This is a genomic window from Variovorax sp. PEI5 (assembly GCF_056679935.1).
This window is the reverse complement of record NZ_JBWXPH010000004.1, coordinates 103,206-122,104: the sequence shown is the minus strand read 5'-3', so window position 1 is coordinate 122,104 and position 18,899 is coordinate 103,206. Positions and strand designations below refer to the sequence as shown.

The window sequence follows — 18,899 nt, the reverse complement described above, 5'->3', positions numbered from 1 at the left end:
CATGAAAATTTTGCCTTCCCTCACATTGGCCATGCTCGTTACATCCGCAGTGGTGTCGCACGCGCAGACCTCAAAAGACGCCATGTCGGGCATGAAAATGCCTGCCGCAAGTCAGCCGTCAGCGGTTGCCTGGACCGACGCAGTGGTTCAGAAAATCGACACCAACAAGCAGATGATCGTGCTCAAACATGGCGACATCCCCAATCTGGCCATGCCTGCCATGACGATGGGTTTTGACGTGGCGGACAAAAACCTGCTCAGCGTGGCCAAGGCGGGAGAGGCGGTTCGATTTCAAATTCAACTCATGAATGGCACACCGACCGTGACGCACCTTCAGGTCAAGCGTTGAACCAACCATCGTGGTGGTTCTGACGGTTGCTGGCTCGCCTTTGATTGCTTAACGCCGGCTCGGGTCGGCCTGGCGTCTTGGGAGCAGCTTGAAGCTGTCTTGTGGCCTCAGGGATGGCACACACAGGCTTCGCCATGGGCAGCCGACACCAGTTCGCCTAGGATGCCGCATTCCTTGGTCGGGTGGGTCTCGGAACACTTGGCACGCAGCACGGTGAGCTGCTTTTCCAGCGCTCTCAGGCTCTTGATGCGCGCACGCACGCGCTCGATCTGCTCATCGACCAGCTCGTTGACGTTGCCACAGTCCTCCATGGGCAGCGTCGCCAAGTCCAACAGGCGCCGGATGTCGGCCATGGGAATGTCCAAAGCCCGACAGTGCCGCACGAACGCGAGGCTTTCCAGGTGCCGGGGTCCGTAGCTGCGGTAGCCGTTGGGCATGCGGTCGGGCAAGTCGATTAGGCCCGCACGTTCATAGAAACGGATCGTGCCCACTTCGACGCCCGTGGCCTTGCTCAAATCGCCGATCTTCATGCCATGCCCTTGTTTGCTTCGCGGACACCCAGTTTAGGCGCTTGACCCTGCAGCAGGTGCAAGGTGTCCAATCGTCCTCAGAAAGCGAACAACATCCATGGCCAAACTCCCCGACGACGACCGCACGAGCTGCTGCAGTGGCACCTCGACCTGCTCGACCGCGCCCGCCAGCGCGTCGCGCCTTCAAAGTCCCGTCATCGACCTGAACCCGCGCGTGGCCAGTCCTGCGCCTGACCCTGCAGCATCCAGTTGCTGTGCGGTGAAGCCGGCCCAACCCGTGGCAGGCGCCGCCTGTGCTGGGCAAGCCACCCAGCCCGCCGTGGACGCGTGCTGCGCGCCCAGTCCGGCTGCGAAGGCTGAGAGCAGTTGCTGCGCGCCGAAGGCATCCGCCAAAACCAACGACGCGTGCTGCGCGAGCGCCGTCACCGAAACCGCTGGCGACTCGTGCTGCGCGCCACCGTCTTTCTCGGCGACCAAGGACGCCCAGCCCGAGCTTGTCGCGCCCAACACCTTCCGCATCTCGACCATGGATTGCGCGGTGGAGGAGTCGGAGATCCGCCGCGCGGTCGAACTCATCGACGGCATTCGTGGCCTGCATTTCCGCCTCGCCCAGCGCAACCTGCGCATTGATGGCACCGACACGGCGGTGGAAGCCGCGCTGGTGGCGATCCGCAAGGCCGGTTTCGCGCCCGTGCCGGTGCCCGTGCGTGCAGCCGCCGCAGCCGGCGCTACCGAGGACCATGGGGACGACCACGCTGAAGGTCCGAGCTATGTGCGGCTGGCTGCCGCACTGGGTCTGGCGATCGTGGCCGAAGGCCTGTCCTATTTCGCACCGGACGCGATGGCGTGGAAGGCGGTGGGCATGGCCGTCGCCGCTGTGGCGATCTGGCTGGCGGGCATCGAGACCTACACCAAGGGCCTGATCGCACTGCGGCGCGGCAAGCTCAACATCAACGCCCTGATGTCGGTCGCCGTCACCGGCGCCTTCGTCATTGGTCAGTGGCCCGAGGCGGCCATGGTCATGGCGTTGTACGCCATCGCCGAACTCATCGAGGCACGCGCCGTGGACCGGGCGCGCAACGCCATCAAGGGCTTGGTGGACCTCGCGCCGGACGAGGCCGATGTTCAGCAAGCCGATGGCCGCTGGCAACGGGTAAAGGCCACGGACGTCGCCCTGAACGCCATCGCCCGGGTCAAGCCCGGCGAACGCGTCGCGCTCGACGGCCGCGTCACCAAGGGCAACAGCAGCATCGACCAGTCGCCCGTCACGGGCGAGAGCATTCCGGTGGACAAGGAACCGGGCGACCTGGTGTTCGCCGGCACCATCAATCAGAACGGCGAACTCGAGTTCCAGGTGACTGCGGCGGCCAGCAACTCGACCCTGGCACGCATCATCCATGCGGTGGAGGAAGCACAGGGCACCCGGGCGCCCACGCAGCGCTTCGTGGACCGTTTCGCCGCGATCTACACGCCGGCCGTGTTCGTGTTGGCGCTGGCAGTGGCGGTGCTGCCGCCCTTGCTGCTGGACTGGACGTGGATGACTGCCATCTACAAGGCGCTCGTGCTGCTGGTGATCGCCTGCCCGTGCGCGCTGGTCATCTCCACCCCGGTGACGGTGGTCAGCGGGCTGGCCGCCGCCGCACGGCGCGGCATCCTGATCAAGGGTGGCACCTACCTGGAAGAAGCCAGGCACCTGAAGGCCATCGCGCTGGACAAGACCGGCACGCTCACCGAGGGCAAGCCGAAGCTGGTGGCGTTCGTGCCGTCGAACCCATCGACAGAGGCGCAAACGAAGCGGTGGGCCAAGAGCCTGGCCTCGCGCTCGGACCACCCGGTCTCCCAATCCATCGTGGCCGGCCTCGACGGTGCGGTGGCGGAGGTGGACGCGTTCCAGGCGCTGCTCGGACGCGGTGTGGAAGGCGTCGTCGAAGGCAAGCGCATGGTGCTGGGCAACCACCGCTTGATCAAGGAGCGCCAACAATCCGATGCCCGCCTGAAAGCCGAACTCTCCGGCCATGAGGCACAAGGCCGCACGGTCACCCTGCTGGCCGACGAGACCGGCGTGCTGGGCATCTTTGCCGTGGCCGACACCATCAAGGCCAGCTCGATCGAAGCCGTGGCACGGCTTCAGAAGCTGGGCGTCGTGCCCGTGATGCTCACGGGCGACAACGTCGCCACGGCGCAGGCCGTGGGCCGCGAGGCCGGCATCGCCGAGGTGCGCGGTGGCTTGCTGCCCGAGGACAAGCTGGCAGCGATCAAGGAACTGCGCGAGCGCCATGGCGCCACCGCCATGACGGGCGACGGCATCAACGATGCGCCCGCCCTGGCCCAGGCCGACATCGGCTTTGCAATGGGCGGCGCCGGCACTGACACCGCCATGGAGGCCGCGGACGTGGTCATCATGAACGACGACCTAGGCCGCATCGCCGAGACCATTGGCCTCAGCCGCCGCACGCATGCGGTGCTGATGCAGAACATCACGCTGGCCCTGGGCATCAAGGCGGTGTTCTTCGTGCTGGCGGTCTTTGGCAGCGCCACCATGTGGATGGCCGTCTTCGCCGACATGGGCGCGAGCCTGCTGGTGGTGGGCAACGGGTTGCGGCTGCTGCGCAAGCACAAGGACTGACTGCGACACCAACTGGACCGCAAGGGATCGCAAACTGCAAAAGTGGCCAGTTAGAGTTGAAGCTCACGCATCGATCGTGCGAAAGGTGCGATCGCGCAAAATCACTTGCAACAATTAAATTGCAAAAAATCAGTTCGAGATCAATTTCGCATGCAAGCGCTTAGCTTTACCCTGGTTCCTTTCGCCGCCATGATCATTGGTGCATTTGCCAATGTCTGGTTCAAACCCGGCCCGTTGTTTAAAAGTGCGGTACAGCATTTTGCAGCCGGCGTCGTCTTTGCCGCAGCGGCCAGTGAAATACTACCCAGTCTCAAGCATGATGGCGCGGCATGGTCGGTGTTCATAGGAGGCATGGCAGGCCTCTTGGTCATGCTGATGATCAAGCATTTCAGCAGCCGCGTTCAAGGTCCTGTTTCGATTGCCGCCATCACTGGCGTCGATATCTTGATCGATGGCCTGGTGTTGGGCATCAGCTTTGCAGCAGGGGCACGCCAAGGACTGCTGCTGACCATCGCGCTCACGATCGAAGTGCTTTTCCTGGGACTTGCCCTGTCTTCCAAACTGGCTGAATCTATGAAATCGCGCTGGCGAGTGATCGGCCTCACTGCAGCCATCGGGCTGGGATTGCCATTGGGTGCCTTGCTTGGTGGGCCGATCGGCATGCTGTCCCCTGCAGTGCTGACCGCCTTCTACGCATTCGCATTGATTGCTCTGCTCTATCTTGTCACTGAGGAATTGCTTGTCGAAGCCCATGAGCAACCTGACACGCCGCTGGTTGCATCCATGTTCTTTGTCGGTTTCCTCGCATTGTTGATGATTGAAGAGTCGATGCTGTGAGAGCGGGTCACTTTGCAGCAAGCATCTCCAGTATCAATATCAAATCGAACGAAAATCGATCTGCAAAAATTCTGTTTTTATATCGAAAATTGAGGGCGCAGGCATGGGTTGCGACAAGAGCCATGACCTGTGTCCTGGGCACGTTCGTGACGATGGTGATGGTCGGTTGTGCCAGCTTGCCTGACGTTAAAGAGCGACCCGCTTCTTTTGCGATCGACAGTGGCGCAACGACATCACTGGGCGCACTGGCTGCCAAAGGCATGCCCACTGATGCCCAATCACTGTCAGGCTTCCGGCTATTGCCTGAAGCAGAATTCGCATTTGAAGCGCGGGTTGCATTATTGCGTCATGCCGAGCGAACCATCGACATGCAATATTATTTGATTCGCAATGATGATGCGGGTCTGCTACTTCTCAAGGAATTGCGGGATGCGGCAGCCCGAGGTGTCAGGGTCCGTTTGCTGGTCGACGATCTCTATGCAGGAGGAGAAGACAGGCTTTTTTCCACACTGGCTGCATTCCCCTTGGTCGAAGTACGACTGTTCAATCCGTTGCCCTCGCGTGTCCGCTCATTGTCGATGCGGCTGGCACTGTCTTTTTTCGAATTGCTGAGAATCAACCATCGCATGCACAACAAGCTGCTCGTGGCTGACAACAGTTGGGCCATCACCGGTGGGCGCAACATCGGCAACGAGTATTTCATGCGCGATGCGGCAGCAAACTTCATCGACTTGGACATACTGTCGAGCGGTCCCGTGGTTCACGACATGTCCCGATCGTTTGATCAATTTTGGAACAGCGATCAGGTCCGGCCAATCCAAGAAATTGTTTTGAATGACGAAAATCCACAACTTGCTCAGCGTGAGTTTGATGAGCGGGTTCGTGCTGCAGTGCCCGACATGGCCACCGGACCTCTCGATGTTTTCGGGCGACCCCCGGTAGGCCAGGAGATCTTGAAAGGCACCCTGGATCGTCATTGGGCATCGGCGCGGTTCTTTTCCGATATTCCCCAGAAACTGACCATGCAGCACGATGCAGCGTACCTCGGAAGCGTGTCCGAGGGAGCCCTCTCCAGCATCGCTGCATCTCGTCGCGAAGTCAAAATCCTGTCCCCTTACTTTGTGCCTGGTCCGCAAGGCATGGCCATATTGGAAAATTTTGTGAGCTGGCCCCTTGAATGACAGGACACGGTCTGTCGCTTATCTTTCAGGATAGGAGTAGGACTGTGAATACGACTAGGAATACGGATACCACCGTCGAGGTGATCATGAGGGACCAGCGCCGCAGGCGCTGGTCCCTCGCAGAGAAGGCCGCGCTGGTTCGACGCAGCTACGAGCCGGGCATGAGCGTATCGCTCGTTGCTCGCCAAGAGGGTGTGTCGGCCAGTCTGCTGTTCCAGTGGCGCAAGCTCGAGCGCCAAGGCGCGTTGACTGCGGTGTCCGCCGGCGAGGCCGTGGTGCCGGCCTCCGAGCTCGCCGCGGCCCGGGCCGAGATTGCCAAGCTCCAGCGTGTGCTGGGCAAGAAGACGCTGGAGAACGAGATCCTCAAGGAGGCCGTGGGCTATGCCGCCGAAAAAAAGTGGATTGCGCGCTCACCCTGGCTGGACGGGGATGGCCTGTGAAGGCCGCCTGCGAGGCCCTGGGGTTGGCGCGCTCGAACGTTCAGCGGCTGCGCGCACGCAGCGACGACTGGATAGACGCCCGGACCTGCCGTACCGCGCGGGCTGATGATGCCGTGCTACTCGACGAGATCAGGGCGCAGATCACCGAGCTGCCGACCTACGGCTACCGCCGTGCCTGCGCGCTGGTGAACCGCCAGCGGGCCGACGCCGGCGCGCCGCGAGTCAACGCCAAGCGGGTCTACCGCGTGATGGCCGGTCATGCACTGCTGCTTCCCAAAGCACCCCGACGACGCCAGTCCAGTCGGCCTCATGAAGGGAAAGTGGCAGTTGCGCACAGCGACGTGCGCTGGTGCTCGGACGGCTTCGAGATCAGGTGCGACTCGGGTCAGACCGTGACGGCGACCTTCACGAAAGACTGCTGCGATCGGGAGATCCTGGCCTACCGGGCCTGGGAAGGCAAAGGTCTGCCGGGCGAGCCGGTGCGCGAGATGCTCATCGAGGCGGTGGAAAAACGCTTCGGCAATGTAGAAGGCATTCCCAAGGGGCACGCTCTGGAGTTCCTCTCGGACAACGGCGGTGCCTACATTGCCGCCGAGACGCGGCAGATCGCCAGGCAGTTGGGCCTGCGGCCGGTCAACACGCCCGTGTGCAGCCCGCAAAGCAATGGCATGGCCGAGAGCTTCGTCAACACCTTCAAGCGCGACTACGTCAGCCGCATGGACCTGGTCGATGCAAGGACGGTAATGGCGCAGATGGCCACGGCCTTCGAGCACTTCAACGAAGTCCATCCGCACTCGGCGCTGAAGATGAGATCACCCAGGGAGTTCAGGCAGCATCGTGCTGCCCAACAGTGTTCTGCTCAAGTCGAGCAGACGCTACATTGCGAATAGACCGTGTCCTGAAATACGGGGGCAAGATCATTTGTTGCAAGCGGTGGACATGCGTTGGTCGTGACCAACTCTCTGGGCTCCACAGACGAACCGCTGGCGTATGCCGGGTATGAAAGATACCGCACTGAAATGCTGAAAATCGGAGTTGTTGTATATGAGATAGCGCCCAGTGGGTTGCCCAGCAATGAAAAGTTCCGAAAGTTTGGCAAATCGATCAGCCGGCTTCATGCCAAAGTTGCCCTTTTGGACAACAGCAAGATCTTCATCGGCTCCATGAACCTTGATCATCGTTCCGCTGCCATCAACACCGAGCTTGGCTTGCTCATCGAAAGTCCTGCCATGGTCGAGGAATTCAATTCCTTGATTGCTGCTGAACACATCGAACTCAGTTATCGACTGCGTCTCACAGAAGATGGCAAGCGGACTCAGTGGGTCATACCTGGCATTGATGGAAGCCAGATCGTGCATGAAGATGTTCCCGGAAAATTTCTTTGGTTGCGTTTGAAGAATTGGCTGATTTTGCCCATCATGGGCGAAGAATTGCTTTGATCTTACGGACGCAGGCGATCTTCAGTGGAGGTGGAAGTAAGGCGGTGCGCTGACGAATGCGCCGTGGCAAATCAAGCCAAGAAATGTTTGCTTGATGCAACCCGCGAGCAGCCGCCGTCATCGGCCATCGAGTTCAAGTCAACCTGATTTTCCCGATGTTCCGACAATGCTGCCGGCTTAGCCGAAACCTAGGGACTTTGCCTTCCCTGTGCTCAAGGAGACATCCTACGGCCACACCGGTCACCGCCACGAACATGAAGTCTTCAACCACTGGAGACAATTCATGAGCACGCAGCAACCTGTTGAAAAACCCGGTCCCCATCATGATCACAAGGGACACGTCCCGGGAGATCTGGACGAACATGGTCATCGCGACACCTCGGTGCCTACAAAGCAGCAGACCGGTGAGCACCATGCGCATGAAGGCCATGTCCCGGGCGACAAGGATCAACACGGCCATCAAGACACGGCCGGCAAGAAAAAGTAAGTCCAAGTACCGCTGAACACCTGAATAAAGGCTGATTTGATATCAGCCTTTACTTTTGTCTTTGAAAAAGGTCGCATTGCTTTGATCAGACAAAAACTGTCGTCGTTGCCGATTTTTCCAAAGCATTGGGACAAAAACGTTAAATCAATCGATCAGGCAAGCTGGGTTTGACCGCGCGTTTGCGAACACGTCCAAATCAGCCTGGTAGGCACGCGTGATGACAGCATGCATGCCCAGCAGCGTGTGAAACAAATTATCGTGTGAATAGGGTGCATCGATGATCGCAGCCATGCATTTCTGAGTCAATTTCATCCGTGCACTTGCTCCCGGCGAAAACCAGGCAATCATGGGGACCAATCGCTGCTCGGAAGGCGCCAGCATTGGCGGCAACCCATGAAGATAGAGACCTTTTTCACCCAGACTTTCTCCGTGGTCTGAAATATATAACAAAGAGATATCAAAAATAGACTGTTTCTGACGAGCGACTTCGATGGCCTGAGCCAAAACTTGTGTCGTATAGTCGATCGAATTGTCGTAAGTGTTGACAAGTGCTTCGCGTGAGCAAGTCTGGATGCGGTTCGTGTCGCAGGTTGGTTGAAATCGACCCGGCGGCGGGTATCGCTTGTAATACGATGGCCCATGGCTGCCGAGTTGATGCAGCACAATCATCATGTCCTGGGTGACATTGGCCAACTTGTTCTCAAGGGCTTTTATCAGAATGCCGTCCTGGCAGGCTCCATCCCTGCACAAGTCGGGCTCCCCAATGGTTGGCATTTGCGTCGAAGGGATGCGGTCGCAAACACCTTTGCAGCCGGAATTGTTGTCATACCAAGTCACGTCAACGCCGGTTTTCTTGAGAACATCCAGTGCGTTTTCTCTTGCTTGTGCCGCGCTCACCGAAAATTTGTTCGCACCGAGGTTTGAGAACATGCAGGGCAGCGACGTTGCTGTGTCCGTTCCACATGCCGTGACGTTTTTGAAATAAAAAATATCTTTGGCAGCGAGCGCCGCATTGGTGTCACGCAGATAGCCTCCGAGCGAAAAGTTTGCGGCACGGGCTGTTTCGCCCACAACAAGAATCGAAACGCGCGGTTTTTGGTTTGGCGCAGGTTCGCGCATCGCATCGTCGGCAACCGGCGCAATTGCCAATGTCGCTGCGCTGGTTTTTTTTGTTTTCAAGAAGCCGTAGACTGCATTGACATAATTGCTTGGCACGAGTTGAAATCGGAGCTCTCGGTGAACCCGGAATGTGGTGGCCAAGGTCCCGTAGAAGACGAAAGCAACGATGCCTGTCAGTACGGCGGCGCTGGCTGCGAAACCGGTGACTTGCAACAACGTTTGAGTGGCGGTGCTTCGACGAACGCCGACATACCAGATCACGCCTGCCGGCAACAGGCCGCGCAGCGCGAGATCGGTGAGCGCTGGCCAGGAGAACAACTCTCTTGCTTCGCGAAAATCCGTTTCGACGATGTTGCGAATCATCGCCTTGTCGAACAGAACTCCCCAACTGTCGACGTAATGAGCCACCCCTGCAGAGACAAGCAGAACCACGCTGATGACTGCAGTGCCGAGGCGATGAAGGCAAAGTGCACGCAGCGCCGTGCTGAGCAGCGCGACAAGGACGAGGCCCAATGACAACGCGGCAACGCCGACAAAAAACGATGTGCTTTGTTGAGCTCCGATGAACGTGCGCCAAAAGGACAGGTTGTCGATAGCAACGATCCAGCTCGATGCAGCGACGCAGGCCCAGACAGCGGAAATACCACGCTCGGAAGTCTTGAGCCTGCGAGGCAATTCAGAGAAAGCTGTCACGGTCGTCTTTCAATGAAAACGAGATTTCGGTCACGCCACCTGCCGAGCGGGCCGACGTCTCCCCGCCATGCATGCGCGCGATGGCGGCGACGATGGCCAGACCCAGGCCATGGTGGGCCGAGGACCGGGAGCGGGAGCGCTCGGCACGGAAGAACCGCTTGAACAGGTGCGGCAAGGCGTCTTCCGGGATTTCGGCACCGCGATTGGCAACCCGCAGCCAGACCATGTCCTGCGAGCCCTCGATGCGGATGTCGATGGTCGTCCCGGGTGTTGCATAGCGGATCGCATTGCTCAGCAGGTTGGACAGGGCTCGACGAACCAGCGAGACATCGATGCGGACCATCGCATCGCCCTGAACCCTGAACTGCAGTGAAACCTCCTCCAGTTCCGCTTCATGGAACTCTCCCACCGCCCATCCTTGGGTGGCCAGGCTGACGGGTTCGGAGCGCCGGGCCGTCGCGCCACGGTCGGCCTTCGACAGGAAGAGCATGTCGGTGACGATGGCCGACAGGCGCCGTGTCTCCTCCAGGCTGGAGATCAAGGCGTCCTGCAGGGCCTCGGGCGTTCGCGGCCGGGCCAGCTCGACCTCGGCCTCGGCGATCATGTTGGCCAGCGGCGTGCGCAGTTCGTGCGCGACATCGGCGTTGAAGGCTTCAAGCTGTTGGTAGGCCTGCTCCGCACGGGTGAGGACCGCATTGAACTGGTTGATCCAGGGCACGAGTTCCAGGGCATACGTGGCCGGGTCGATGCGACGGCCGGCAAACTCCGGCCCGGTCGCGCTGAGTTGCATTGCCAGTTGCTGCAGCGGCCTCAGGCCGCGGCGCACCAGCAGCACGCCCGTGAGCGAGACCAGCATCGAGCCCAGCACGGCCACACCCAGGAGCGTCAGGCCCAGGCGATGCAGGAGCTTGTCGTCCTCGCGCACATCGACGCCCAGCCACAGTGTCGGGTCGGCGCCCAGTTGCGGGACGTCCTTCAGGTTGGTCGAGATCCAGCGCCACCGGGTCGATGAATCGGCGGGTTTTGATTCGTAGACCGCGCGCGCGTCGGCATACAGGACGATGCCGATGTCTTTGTGCGAGCGGAAGAAATCATCCAGCTTGTGCTTGAGTGCGAGCTGCTGGGAATCGCTGCGCGGCTCCTGCAGCAGATGCACCACGAGTTCGACATGGCGCTCGAACTCGCTCTCTTGCTTGAGCTGGAAGCTCCAGGCCGTCAGGGCATAGATGACCGCGCAGACGGCGCTCAGCCCGATCAGCGTCTGGAAGGCGAACCAGCGCGAGAGCGAGGCCTGGATCGACGTTGGGGTCGCGACCGCAGTCACGGCCCGTCGTCCAGCCGGCGCTCCAGCACGTAGCCCATGCCGCGCACCGTGTGGAGCAGCTTGTCCTCGAACGGGTCGTCGATCTTGGCGCGCAGGCGCCGGATGGCGACCTCGACGACGTTGGTCTCGGTGCTGAAACTCATCTCCCACACCTGCTCGGCCAGCAGCGTGCGTGAGAGGATCTGACCCTGGCGGCGCAGCAGCAGCGTCAGGAGTGCGAACTCCTTGGCCGTCAGGTCCAGACGGTGCCCGGCGCGCGTGGCGCGGCGGGTCGTCAGGTCCAGCGTCAGGTCGCCCAGCGCGTAGTGCGTGACCTCGCGCAGCTGGCCGCGGCGCAGCAGGGCCTGCAGCCGCGCGAGCAGTTCGGAGAACGCGAAGGGCTTGGAGAGGTAGTCGTCGGCGCCGCTTTGCAGACCGCGCACCCGGTCGGCGACCTCGTCGCGCGCGGTCAGCATCAGGACCGGCATCGTCTTGGTTTTACGCACGGCTTCCAGGACCGCAAAGCCGTCGATGCCCGGCAGCATCACGTCCAGCACCAAGGCGTCGTAGGCGCCATCGAGCGCCATGGCCCGGCCTTCGGTGCCGGTGCGCGCGAGGTCAACGGTGAAGCCGCTCTCGCTCAGACCCTTGTGCAGGTAGTCGCCCAGCTTGGGCTCGTCTTCGATGACAAGGATTCTCACGGTACAGGGATGCCGAGGGAGGTGGGTGATGCAAGAACCATGGAATCGATCCTCGATGTGAAAACTTTGCCAAGCCCAGACAAGCAACAAGCCTGCGGCCGATCTTTCATCGGGCGCAGGCTTTGGTGACAGGTCATCGGCAGTCGCGGCCCAGGGGATCGGTTCCCCCGGGATGTGGCTCAGCGAGCCACCGAACCCGTCACGCCGGTGGTGGATGCGGCGGCGGCGGAGACGCCTTGCTGGAGCTGCACGTAGGCTTGCATGGCCTGGCGGTACGGTCGCTGCGCACGGTCGGCGCCCGCTTCCTTGTACTGCACGTCGCCCAGGCCCGAACGCATCCAGTTCAGGGCATCGGCACGCACTTGGGCGCGCTGATTGGCCTTGACCGGCGCGATGGCCTGCGGCTGGCCTTCGGGGTAGCCGAGGGTCGGCGCCGTGCGGGTCCATTCGCGGGCTTCGGCGGCCACGGCGGCAGGCGAGCGCTCCCCACGCACGGTCATGGGCGTCGGGTCGCCTTCCTTGTAGTTCGTGCCCTTGTAGGCCAGGGCCGGGGTGGCGACGGCGGCCAGAACGACGGCCAGGGCGAGGAAGGGAGCGCGCAGCGAAACGGTGTTCATGTCGGTGTCTTTCGAAGTTAGTTGGTTGATAGACCCACCTCATCGGTGGCATGAAGCAACTTTAAAAGTCCAACCCGCCAACTTTCCGACTGTCAGATTACATTTTGGTTATCTGGGCCTTTACCCGCTTGGCAGGCCAGTCAAGGTTGTGATCTGAATCGCATCCGTTCAGTCGCGAGTGAAATGCAATTGCAGCCAAGCCGCGAAGGGATCCAAACCCACTGTTCCTGATGACTTGACTGCATCGACAAAATCGCTTTTTTAATCGGGCTTGACCCCGGATGTTGTAGCATAACCTGAGCAGGTTGTTTTCCTGGATTTCAATTTTACGTACAAGTAAATCTTTTAACTTCTCGCTATGCATGAAATCAAGGCAGAATCACTTCAAGTTGGCGTTTCCACTCTGTGCGCACGCTCAAACGGCAATTTCTTAATGTATTTAATGGATGCGAGAGCTTTTTGAACGAATAGGTGATGCTTACAACTGCACTGGGTTGGCCTGCACAACCGTGTTTTTTGCCACGACATTATCGCTCTGCTCCAGCGTGCACAATGCGATCACCACCGTCTGCTTTAACGCAGCAGGCCGGGATAGTGCTAAGACTCCGCCGCTAACGCGTTTCCTGAGCTTCGGATGCAACTCATGAATCCATGCAACGAGTTGAGCATAAGCAGGCTTTCATGCTGCAGTGTCTTTGCTGTCGCTGTCACGGTTGCGAAGATCATTATGGAGAGTTGTCGCCGCTGAGGCCGCATGGCCCATCGCGACACTGATCTGATCAAGCCCCATAACTATATCGCCGGCGGCATAAACACCCGCGACGCTGGTGCGCTGCTTGGCATCAACGACGATGCAATGATCGTCACTTAACTCAACCCCCAACTGTTGCGCAAGAGCATTATTGATATCCGACCCAAGTGCGGGATAAATCGTGTCAAAATTCAATTCACTGCCATCGTTCAAGTGGAGCAAAACCCGATCGCCCGAAAAATCCATCCGATCCAACGGACTCGGTGCAACTGCTATACCGGCCATTGCGAGTGTTTTGCGATCATTGGCATCAAGATCAATCACCTTATGCGCGACAAGTGTGATTCGGTCCGAGAAGGTGCGCAGAAACAGGGCTTCGGCGACGCCGTGCGAATTCGCGCCGATCACTCCAATCGCCTGTCCGGTTACCTCGTAGGCATCGCAGATGGGGCAGTAACGCATCATTCCTCGCTGCAGGGCTTCGCGATGCATATCAGCATCGAGCACGGGACTGCGATTTTTGACGCCGGTTGCGATCAGGATGGCGCGCGTGTAGATAGTCGCGGCTGATCCTTGCGCTTGCAGAGCGTCGACTTCACCGCTGACCTTGTTGATGCGGTCCGTCAAAATTGTGGCGCCATAGCGTTCGGCCTGCTCGCGCATCCGTCGCAGCAACTCGTCGCCCGTGATCCCGTCCGGAAAGCCGGCGTGATTATGGGAGAGCGGTATCCATTTAGCGCGACTGTTCCCGTCATCCACCACGACGACGCGGCGGTGGTAGCGCGCGAGATAGATCGCGGCCGTGAGGCCTGCCGGTCCGCCGCCAACGACTAATGCGTCGTAGCGATCCGTCGTCATGCGATCTCCTTCGCGGGATCGCGATAGGCGAGCAAGCGAAGAGCGTTGAAGACGACCAGAAGCGTCGACCCTTCATGCACAGCGACCGCTGGGCCGATGCCTAAGCCGAAGATCGTAGCGGGCACAAGGAATGCCACGACGCCAAGGCTAACGAACACATTTTGCCGGATGATGGCACGGGTATGGCGGCTCAAACCCACTGCAAATGGCAGATGCGCGAGATCGTCGGCCATCAGAGCTACATCTGCCGTTTCCAGCGCAACGTCCGATCCGGCTGCTCCCATAGCGATGCCAACCGTTGCCGACGCCATGGCCGGCGCGTCGTTGACGCCATCGCCGACCATAGCGACCTTGTCCTCTCCAGCAAGTTTCTTGATCGAGGCAACCTTGTCTTCCGGCATCAAATCGCCCCACGCCTCGTCGAGTCCAACCTCCTTTGCGATGGCATCGGCGACCTTCTGGTGATCTCCCGAGATCATGATCATTCGGGTGATGCCCATGTCGCGCAGGCGCTTGAGCGCGACCTTGGCTGCCTCGCGCGGCGTGTCCATCAGGCCGATCGCGCCGATGTCCCGGTCGCCCTTGCGTACAACCATGGTCGTGCGGCCGCCCTCGCGCAAGGTGGCGATGGCCCCGGTCGCAGCAGCGTTCAGCGGCGGGATGTTGTCCACGCCGAACATTTCAGCCTTGCCGATCCACACTGTCTCGCCATCGACGGTCGCGGTGACGCCCCGTCCAGTCAGGCTTTTGAGGTCTGTCGCGCTCGGTAGTTCCCGTTTGCCTAAGCGTTCGCGCCCATCTTTGACGATCGCCTGTGCCAACGGATGATCACTCAAAGCTTCAACCGCAACGGCCAGGGTCAGTAGTTCTTCCTCGCTTGCACCGTCGACCGGGACGACATCGGTAATGCGCGGGCGCCCTTCTGTCAGCGTGCCTGTCTTGTCAAACGCGATCGCCCTCAACGAGCCAAGGTTCTCCAGCGGCGCACCGCCCTTCACCAATACCCCACCGCGTGCGGCGCGCGCAACGCCGGACAAGACTGCACTGGGAGTGGCGATCGCCAGTGCGCACGGGCTGGCAGCGACCAGCACTGCCATCGCGCGGTAAAAGCTCACGCGGAAAGGTTCATCGACCACCACCCAGGCGAAAAGGAGAATAAAGAAGAGGGCCAGCACCGCAGGCACGAAGACGCGTTCAAACCGATCGGTGAAGCGCTGCGTGGGCGACTTCTGCGTCTCCGCTTCGCTCACCATCTTCACGACCTTGGCAAGTGCGCTCTCGCTGGAACGCCGTGTCACTTCGATCTCGATTGCGCCGCCGCCATTGATCGTGCCGGCGAAGACACGTGATGCGGCTTCGACCGCATCGGGCTTCGCGCGTGCCGTCTCTACATCGGCAACCGGTTCCTTATCAACGGGAATGCTTTCGCCGGTGACGGGAGCTTGATTAATTGCGCTCGACCCTTTGATGATGAAGCCGTCGGCGGACAAGCGTTCGTTGGGCCTGACGATCACCACATCGGCCACCACCAACTCTTCGACGGGAATCTCCATAATCTGCCCGTTGCGACGCACAGTCGCCTTGTCAGGTGCGAGTTCGGCCAGCGCTTCGATGGCGCGCTTGGCCCGTCCCATTGCATAGTGTTCGAGCGCATGACCGAGGCTGAACAGGAAAAGCAAGAGCGCCCCCTCCGCCCAGGCTCCGAGTGCAGCAGCCCCGGCAGCCGCAACCAGCATCAGCGTGTCGATCTCGAATTTCTTCAGCCTCAGGTTGTCGATCGCCTCGCGCAGAGTGAAGAAGCCTCCGAGGACATAGGCGCCCATATAGAGGGCGATCGGAATCCAGTCAGGTGCACCCGCAACCAGCTTCTCCACAGCGAAACCGATCACCAGCAGCGCACCACAAGTGAGAGCAAAAATCAATTCGGTGTTGGGACCGAGAAACCCTGCATGTGCGTGATCATGTCCATCATTCGGCCCATGCTTCTCCGCGTCTTCGGCATGGCCATCAAGTCCGTGATCGTGCCTGGCGTGGTTGTCAGCACTGTGCAGGTGTGCGGCACGTGCGCCGGCATGATCCGAGTCAGTCTGCTTCTTTGGCATGACTTTGAGCTTGCTCATCGCCGCCATGATCGTCGCCTCATCGACGTGTCCCTTGTCATATTCGACGCGGACACTGCCTGAGGCGCTGGCATCCGCCTGCAGCACGCCGGGTACTTGGCGTAAGGTCTCGCCGACGCTGCGGGCGCGGCGTTCATGCCCGATGCCTTCGACCTGCCATGTCGCATGGCCGTATCGCCCGCTGATCTCCGCGCCAGCCGCGCGCACCATCTCACGCACGCGATGCAGCGGGAGCACCCCGCTATCGAAATGGATGCAGAGCTTCGCCGGTGCATCGCCATCGGCGGCGCGTACATGCACATGCGCGACGCCAGTCTTCGCGTTCAGCGTCGATATAAGGCGGCCGACACAGGCATCGGCTGTGTCACCCACCTCAGGCAGCAGGATGGGAATATCAAGTTCAAGCTTGTCAGTCATGGCGTCTTTTTCTGAATTATTCTTGGTTGCCGGGCGCATTGCGCAGAGTTCTGAAGAAAGCCGGTTTTATTTAAAAAATGACTTTATAGGAAATTGCAATGTTGGAGGTTGCCAGACATATGAAGGATCCAAAACATTTCGGGCTTCCGAACGCCCGTCCCAATCGATCTTCAACAAATCGACCATCGTCCAACCGACCCAATCGGAGCGGAACGGCCGCTCATCAAGACCGATTTTTATGTCTTGCTGACGATTGCGCCAAACTAACGCAGGGATTCGATAGCCTGATTCGGTCATGGGACTGTGCCCAGCCCGGTTGCTCACGTGACCCACTTCTTGCCCGTGATCTGAAAGATACATCCATGCTCGATCCTCTGTTGAGGAAGGAATCGTGCGGGTGAGTTGCAATGTCTGGGCGACCACGGTGTCGTGATAGCGTATGGCGCCGTCATATTCTTTTCTGGATTGCCTGATCCAAGAAGATTTTCCGCTTTCGATTAGCTGGCGTTCGACATTATCAGTTGCCTTATCGAAAGGATTGCTTTGAGCGGGAAAGCGCAAACTGTAATGCGGGTGTGCTCCCAGCAAATGAACAACAATCAATTTGCGTTCGGTGGGATCTTCCAATGCGATTTTCAAATGATCCAGCAATTCACCGTCGAGTGACGTGCCTGATCGCCCTGGCGTGCGGTTCACCATCTCCACAACATTTGCAAAACGCGCATGCTGCTGTTCGACGGCAATGTCATCGTGATTGCTCATCCACCAGATCTTGTAGCCCGCAGCGCGCGCCATTGCGAGCACGTGCTGTGATCCTTCCTGATCCGGCACACCGAAGTTGAACATGCTTCGCAACGCAGGCAAGGTACTCGCTTCGGTCGACCACGCGTTACGCAGAACCACCATTTGGTTGCCCACCTGGTCCTTCTGCGCCTGTAGTGCTGGCGTCGTGGCTCGTCCATAGCCGTAGAGCGACATGTTGTCACGATTGACGCTGTCCGATATGACCCAAACGACCGTCGATGGTTTGGTAGCTGTGATGATTGGAGCAGTTGCCACAGCGCGTGCCAAAGCATCATCACGCATTTTCTGCTGATCATTCCATCCGGCGCGCAGCTCCCCAGCCGAGGTGATCCAGTGAGTCCAAAACACCACTGGATGCAGTCGACGCCACGGCTTGCTGGCATACGCGATGCCACCGATGATCAGCAGTCCACATATTGCGATCGTGGTCCATTTCGGGCGAACACCCTTACTCCTACGGCCTTGATCAGCCAATTTCCAAGCAACAACGCTGAACAAGATCAGTGTCATTGACCACAGCCCGATCGACCGCCAATTGCTCGAAAAATATTCGGCTTGCTCTCGAGGATTGCTGTTCGCGACTGCACCAAGTACCAGTGCACTGTCCGGCGCAGCACCATAAGCTTGCAACAAGTAGGCGCGTGTCATTGCGTCAGCGACAAAAATGACAGCCCACGCAGTCAATGCAATTGTGCGCATCCGATGCCATGAAAGACTGCGCACTGGCCAGCTATACCACAGCACACCGGGCATCGCCAGCCAAAGCATCTGCCCGATGCGCCAGCCATCGTGCCCCAAAACGACCAGTGCGATCAAGCAGCCCCACAACAAAAGCAATGCCAGTAGACTTTTTCGCTCAGGCAATTTCAAAAATTCCTGAAATTTTATATACGGATGCATTTTTAATGCTGATGGCTCAGTCACAGATGGCCAAAGCCATCTAGAAATTTTCCGAATCAGTCAATTAGAAGAAACGACCGCCGGTGCAATGGGCGCGCAATGAGCGAAGCGGACGGCTCCAGAAGACTGATCAACGGAGGTGGTTAGAGATTTTGATCGGTGGGTTACTAAAAATAAAACTTCGAATCTGATTCATTCACCCTTGATAGGCGTATCAAGTCATCCTGCGCGAAATCGTGCTTGCGGCATTGTTTTGTGGAGAGCGCTGCAGCGAGAAATTAATATTTGCGACAGCGCCCACCTGAGTGTTTAAGCGCTCATGCCAGCGCAACTTTCAGCACAGCGCCTGCATGCTTCTGCGCATCTTTTCATTTGGCCATCAGGATCTTCATGTGCTTCGCACATGTCAGCACAAGCGTTGCAGATTTCCGCGCATTCCTTGCTGATGTGATGATGATGAGGTGACAGGCGGCTCATGAAATCTGCAGAGAGAGCGCAAAATTGAGCGCAATCCAAAAGAGCTATCAAATGCTTCGTCTCGGAATGGTTTCCACCGTTGTGAAGCACGTGGGCAACCGTTGCGGTGCAAATTTGATGACATTCGAGACAGATTCTGATGCAATCCGCGTGCAGATTGGTGTTTGTGTTTTCCATGATGTCCTTTAAGTTAACTAAATTTAAATCACATTGAATTCATTCAAGCACTATAAGCAACCTCCTGGCCGTA

16 protein-coding genes are annotated in these 18,899 nt (G+C 59.1%); 7 read left to right on the top strand and 9 right to left on the bottom strand.

The window, feature by feature from the left end; all coding sequences use genetic code 11:
* Window position 1: 1 nt before the first annotated feature.
* Window positions 2–349 carry a copper-binding protein gene (locus AC1MLT_RS22315; RefSeq protein WP_481036591.1) on the top strand — a complete coding sequence of 116 codons (348 nt, stop codon included), beginning with the start codon at window positions 2–4 and terminating at the stop codon, window positions 347–349.
* A gap of 107 nt (window positions 350–456) precedes the next feature.
* On the opposite strand, the gene AC1MLT_RS22310 is transcribed toward AC1MLT_RS22315, so the two are convergent.
* Window positions 457–879 carry a Cd(II)/Pb(II)-responsive transcriptional regulator gene (locus AC1MLT_RS22310; RefSeq protein ID WP_481036590.1) on the bottom strand — a complete coding sequence of 141 codons (423 nt, stop codon included), beginning with the start codon at window positions 877–879 and terminating at the stop codon, window positions 457–459.
* Between the two features lie 97 nt (window positions 880–976).
* Here AC1MLT_RS22310 and AC1MLT_RS22305 point away from each other — a divergent pair, with 97 nt between their 5' ends.
* From AC1MLT_RS22305 to AC1MLT_RS22280, 6 genes are all read left to right on the top strand, one after another.
* On the top strand, window positions 977–3,505 hold the full coding sequence (locus AC1MLT_RS22305) for a heavy metal translocating P-type ATPase (protein WP_481036589.1): 2,529 nt from the start codon (window positions 977–979) through the stop codon (window positions 3,503–3,505).
* A 150-nt stretch (window positions 3,506–3,655) separates the two neighbouring features.
* Window positions 3,656–4,342 carry a ZIP family metal transporter gene (locus tag AC1MLT_RS22300; RefSeq protein ID WP_481036588.1) on the top strand — a complete coding sequence of 229 codons (687 nt, stop codon included), beginning with the start codon at window positions 3,656–3,658 and terminating at the stop codon, window positions 4,340–4,342.
* Window positions 4,339–5,523 carry a phospholipase D-like domain-containing protein gene (locus AC1MLT_RS22295; RefSeq protein WP_481036586.1) on the top strand — a complete coding sequence of 395 codons (1,185 nt, stop codon included), beginning with the start codon at window positions 4,339–4,341 and terminating at the stop codon, window positions 5,521–5,523. The genes AC1MLT_RS22300 and AC1MLT_RS22295 overlap by 4 nt, the downstream gene beginning before the upstream one ends.
* 86 nt (window positions 5,524–5,609) lie before the next feature.
* A protein-coding gene (locus AC1MLT_RS22290) for an IS3 family transposase (protein WP_481033218.1) occupies window positions 5,610–6,853 on the top strand; the annotation gives its coding sequence in 2 pieces (ribosomal slippage) (window positions 5,610–5,907 and window positions 5,907–6,853; 1,245 coding nt in all).
* A 60-nt stretch (window positions 6,854–6,913) separates the two neighbouring features.
* Window positions 6,914–7,402 (top strand): phospholipase D-like domain-containing protein, encoded by a 489-nt coding sequence (locus AC1MLT_RS22285; RefSeq protein ID WP_481036585.1) that lies wholly within the window; start codon window positions 6,914–6,916, stop codon window positions 7,400–7,402.
* 283 nt (window positions 7,403–7,685) lie between these two features.
* The gene (locus AC1MLT_RS22280) at window positions 7,686–7,889 is read left to right on the top strand and encodes a hypothetical protein (protein WP_481036584.1); all 204 of its coding nucleotides are present in this window, start codon (window positions 7,686–7,688) and stop codon (window positions 7,887–7,889) included.
* A 144-nt stretch (window positions 7,890–8,033) separates the two neighbouring features.
* Here the strand turns inward: AC1MLT_RS22280 and AC1MLT_RS22275 are convergent, their stop codons facing one another.
* From AC1MLT_RS22275 to AC1MLT_RS22240, 8 genes are all read right to left on the bottom strand, one after another.
* Window positions 8,034–9,701, bottom strand: a complete 1,668-nt coding sequence (locus AC1MLT_RS22275) for a phosphoethanolamine transferase (RefSeq protein ID WP_481036582.1) — start codon at window positions 9,699–9,701, stop codon at window positions 8,034–8,036.
* Window positions 9,685–11,025, bottom strand: a complete 1,341-nt coding sequence (locus AC1MLT_RS22270) for a heavy metal sensor histidine kinase (RefSeq protein WP_481036580.1) — start codon at window positions 11,023–11,025, stop codon at window positions 9,685–9,687. Before AC1MLT_RS22270 ends, AC1MLT_RS22275 begins: the two co-directional genes overlap by 17 nt.
* On the bottom strand, window positions 11,022–11,705 hold the full coding sequence (locus AC1MLT_RS22265) for a heavy metal response regulator transcription factor (protein WP_481036578.1): 684 nt from the start codon (window positions 11,703–11,705) through the stop codon (window positions 11,022–11,024). Before AC1MLT_RS22265 ends, AC1MLT_RS22270 begins: the two co-directional genes overlap by 4 nt.
* Before the next feature lie 179 nt (window positions 11,706–11,884).
* The gene (locus tag AC1MLT_RS22260) at window positions 11,885–12,322 is read right to left on the bottom strand and encodes a hypothetical protein (RefSeq protein WP_481036577.1); all 438 of its coding nucleotides are present in this window, start codon (window positions 12,320–12,322) and stop codon (window positions 11,885–11,887) included.
* Between the two features lie 679 nt (window positions 12,323–13,001).
* Window positions 13,002–13,931, bottom strand: a complete 930-nt coding sequence (locus tag AC1MLT_RS22255) for an NAD(P)/FAD-dependent oxidoreductase (protein WP_481036575.1) — start codon at window positions 13,929–13,931, stop codon at window positions 13,002–13,004.
* Window positions 13,928–16,468 (bottom strand): heavy metal translocating P-type ATPase, encoded by a 2,541-nt coding sequence (locus tag AC1MLT_RS22250; protein WP_481036574.1) that lies wholly within the window; start codon window positions 16,466–16,468, stop codon window positions 13,928–13,930. The genes AC1MLT_RS22255 and AC1MLT_RS22250 overlap by 4 nt, the downstream gene beginning before the upstream one ends.
* A gap of 66 nt (window positions 16,469–16,534) precedes the next feature.
* A complete protein-coding gene (locus AC1MLT_RS22245) occupies window positions 16,535–18,172 on the bottom strand; it encodes a sulfatase-like hydrolase/transferase (protein ID WP_481036572.1) in 1,638 nt (545 codons plus the stop codon).
* A 309-nt stretch (window positions 18,173–18,481) separates the two neighbouring features.
* Complete coding sequence (locus AC1MLT_RS22240) at window positions 18,482–18,826, bottom strand: four-helix bundle copper-binding protein (RefSeq protein WP_481036571.1); 345 nt, start codon at window positions 18,824–18,826, stop codon at window positions 18,482–18,484.
* Window positions 18,827–18,899: the final 73 nt, after the last annotated feature.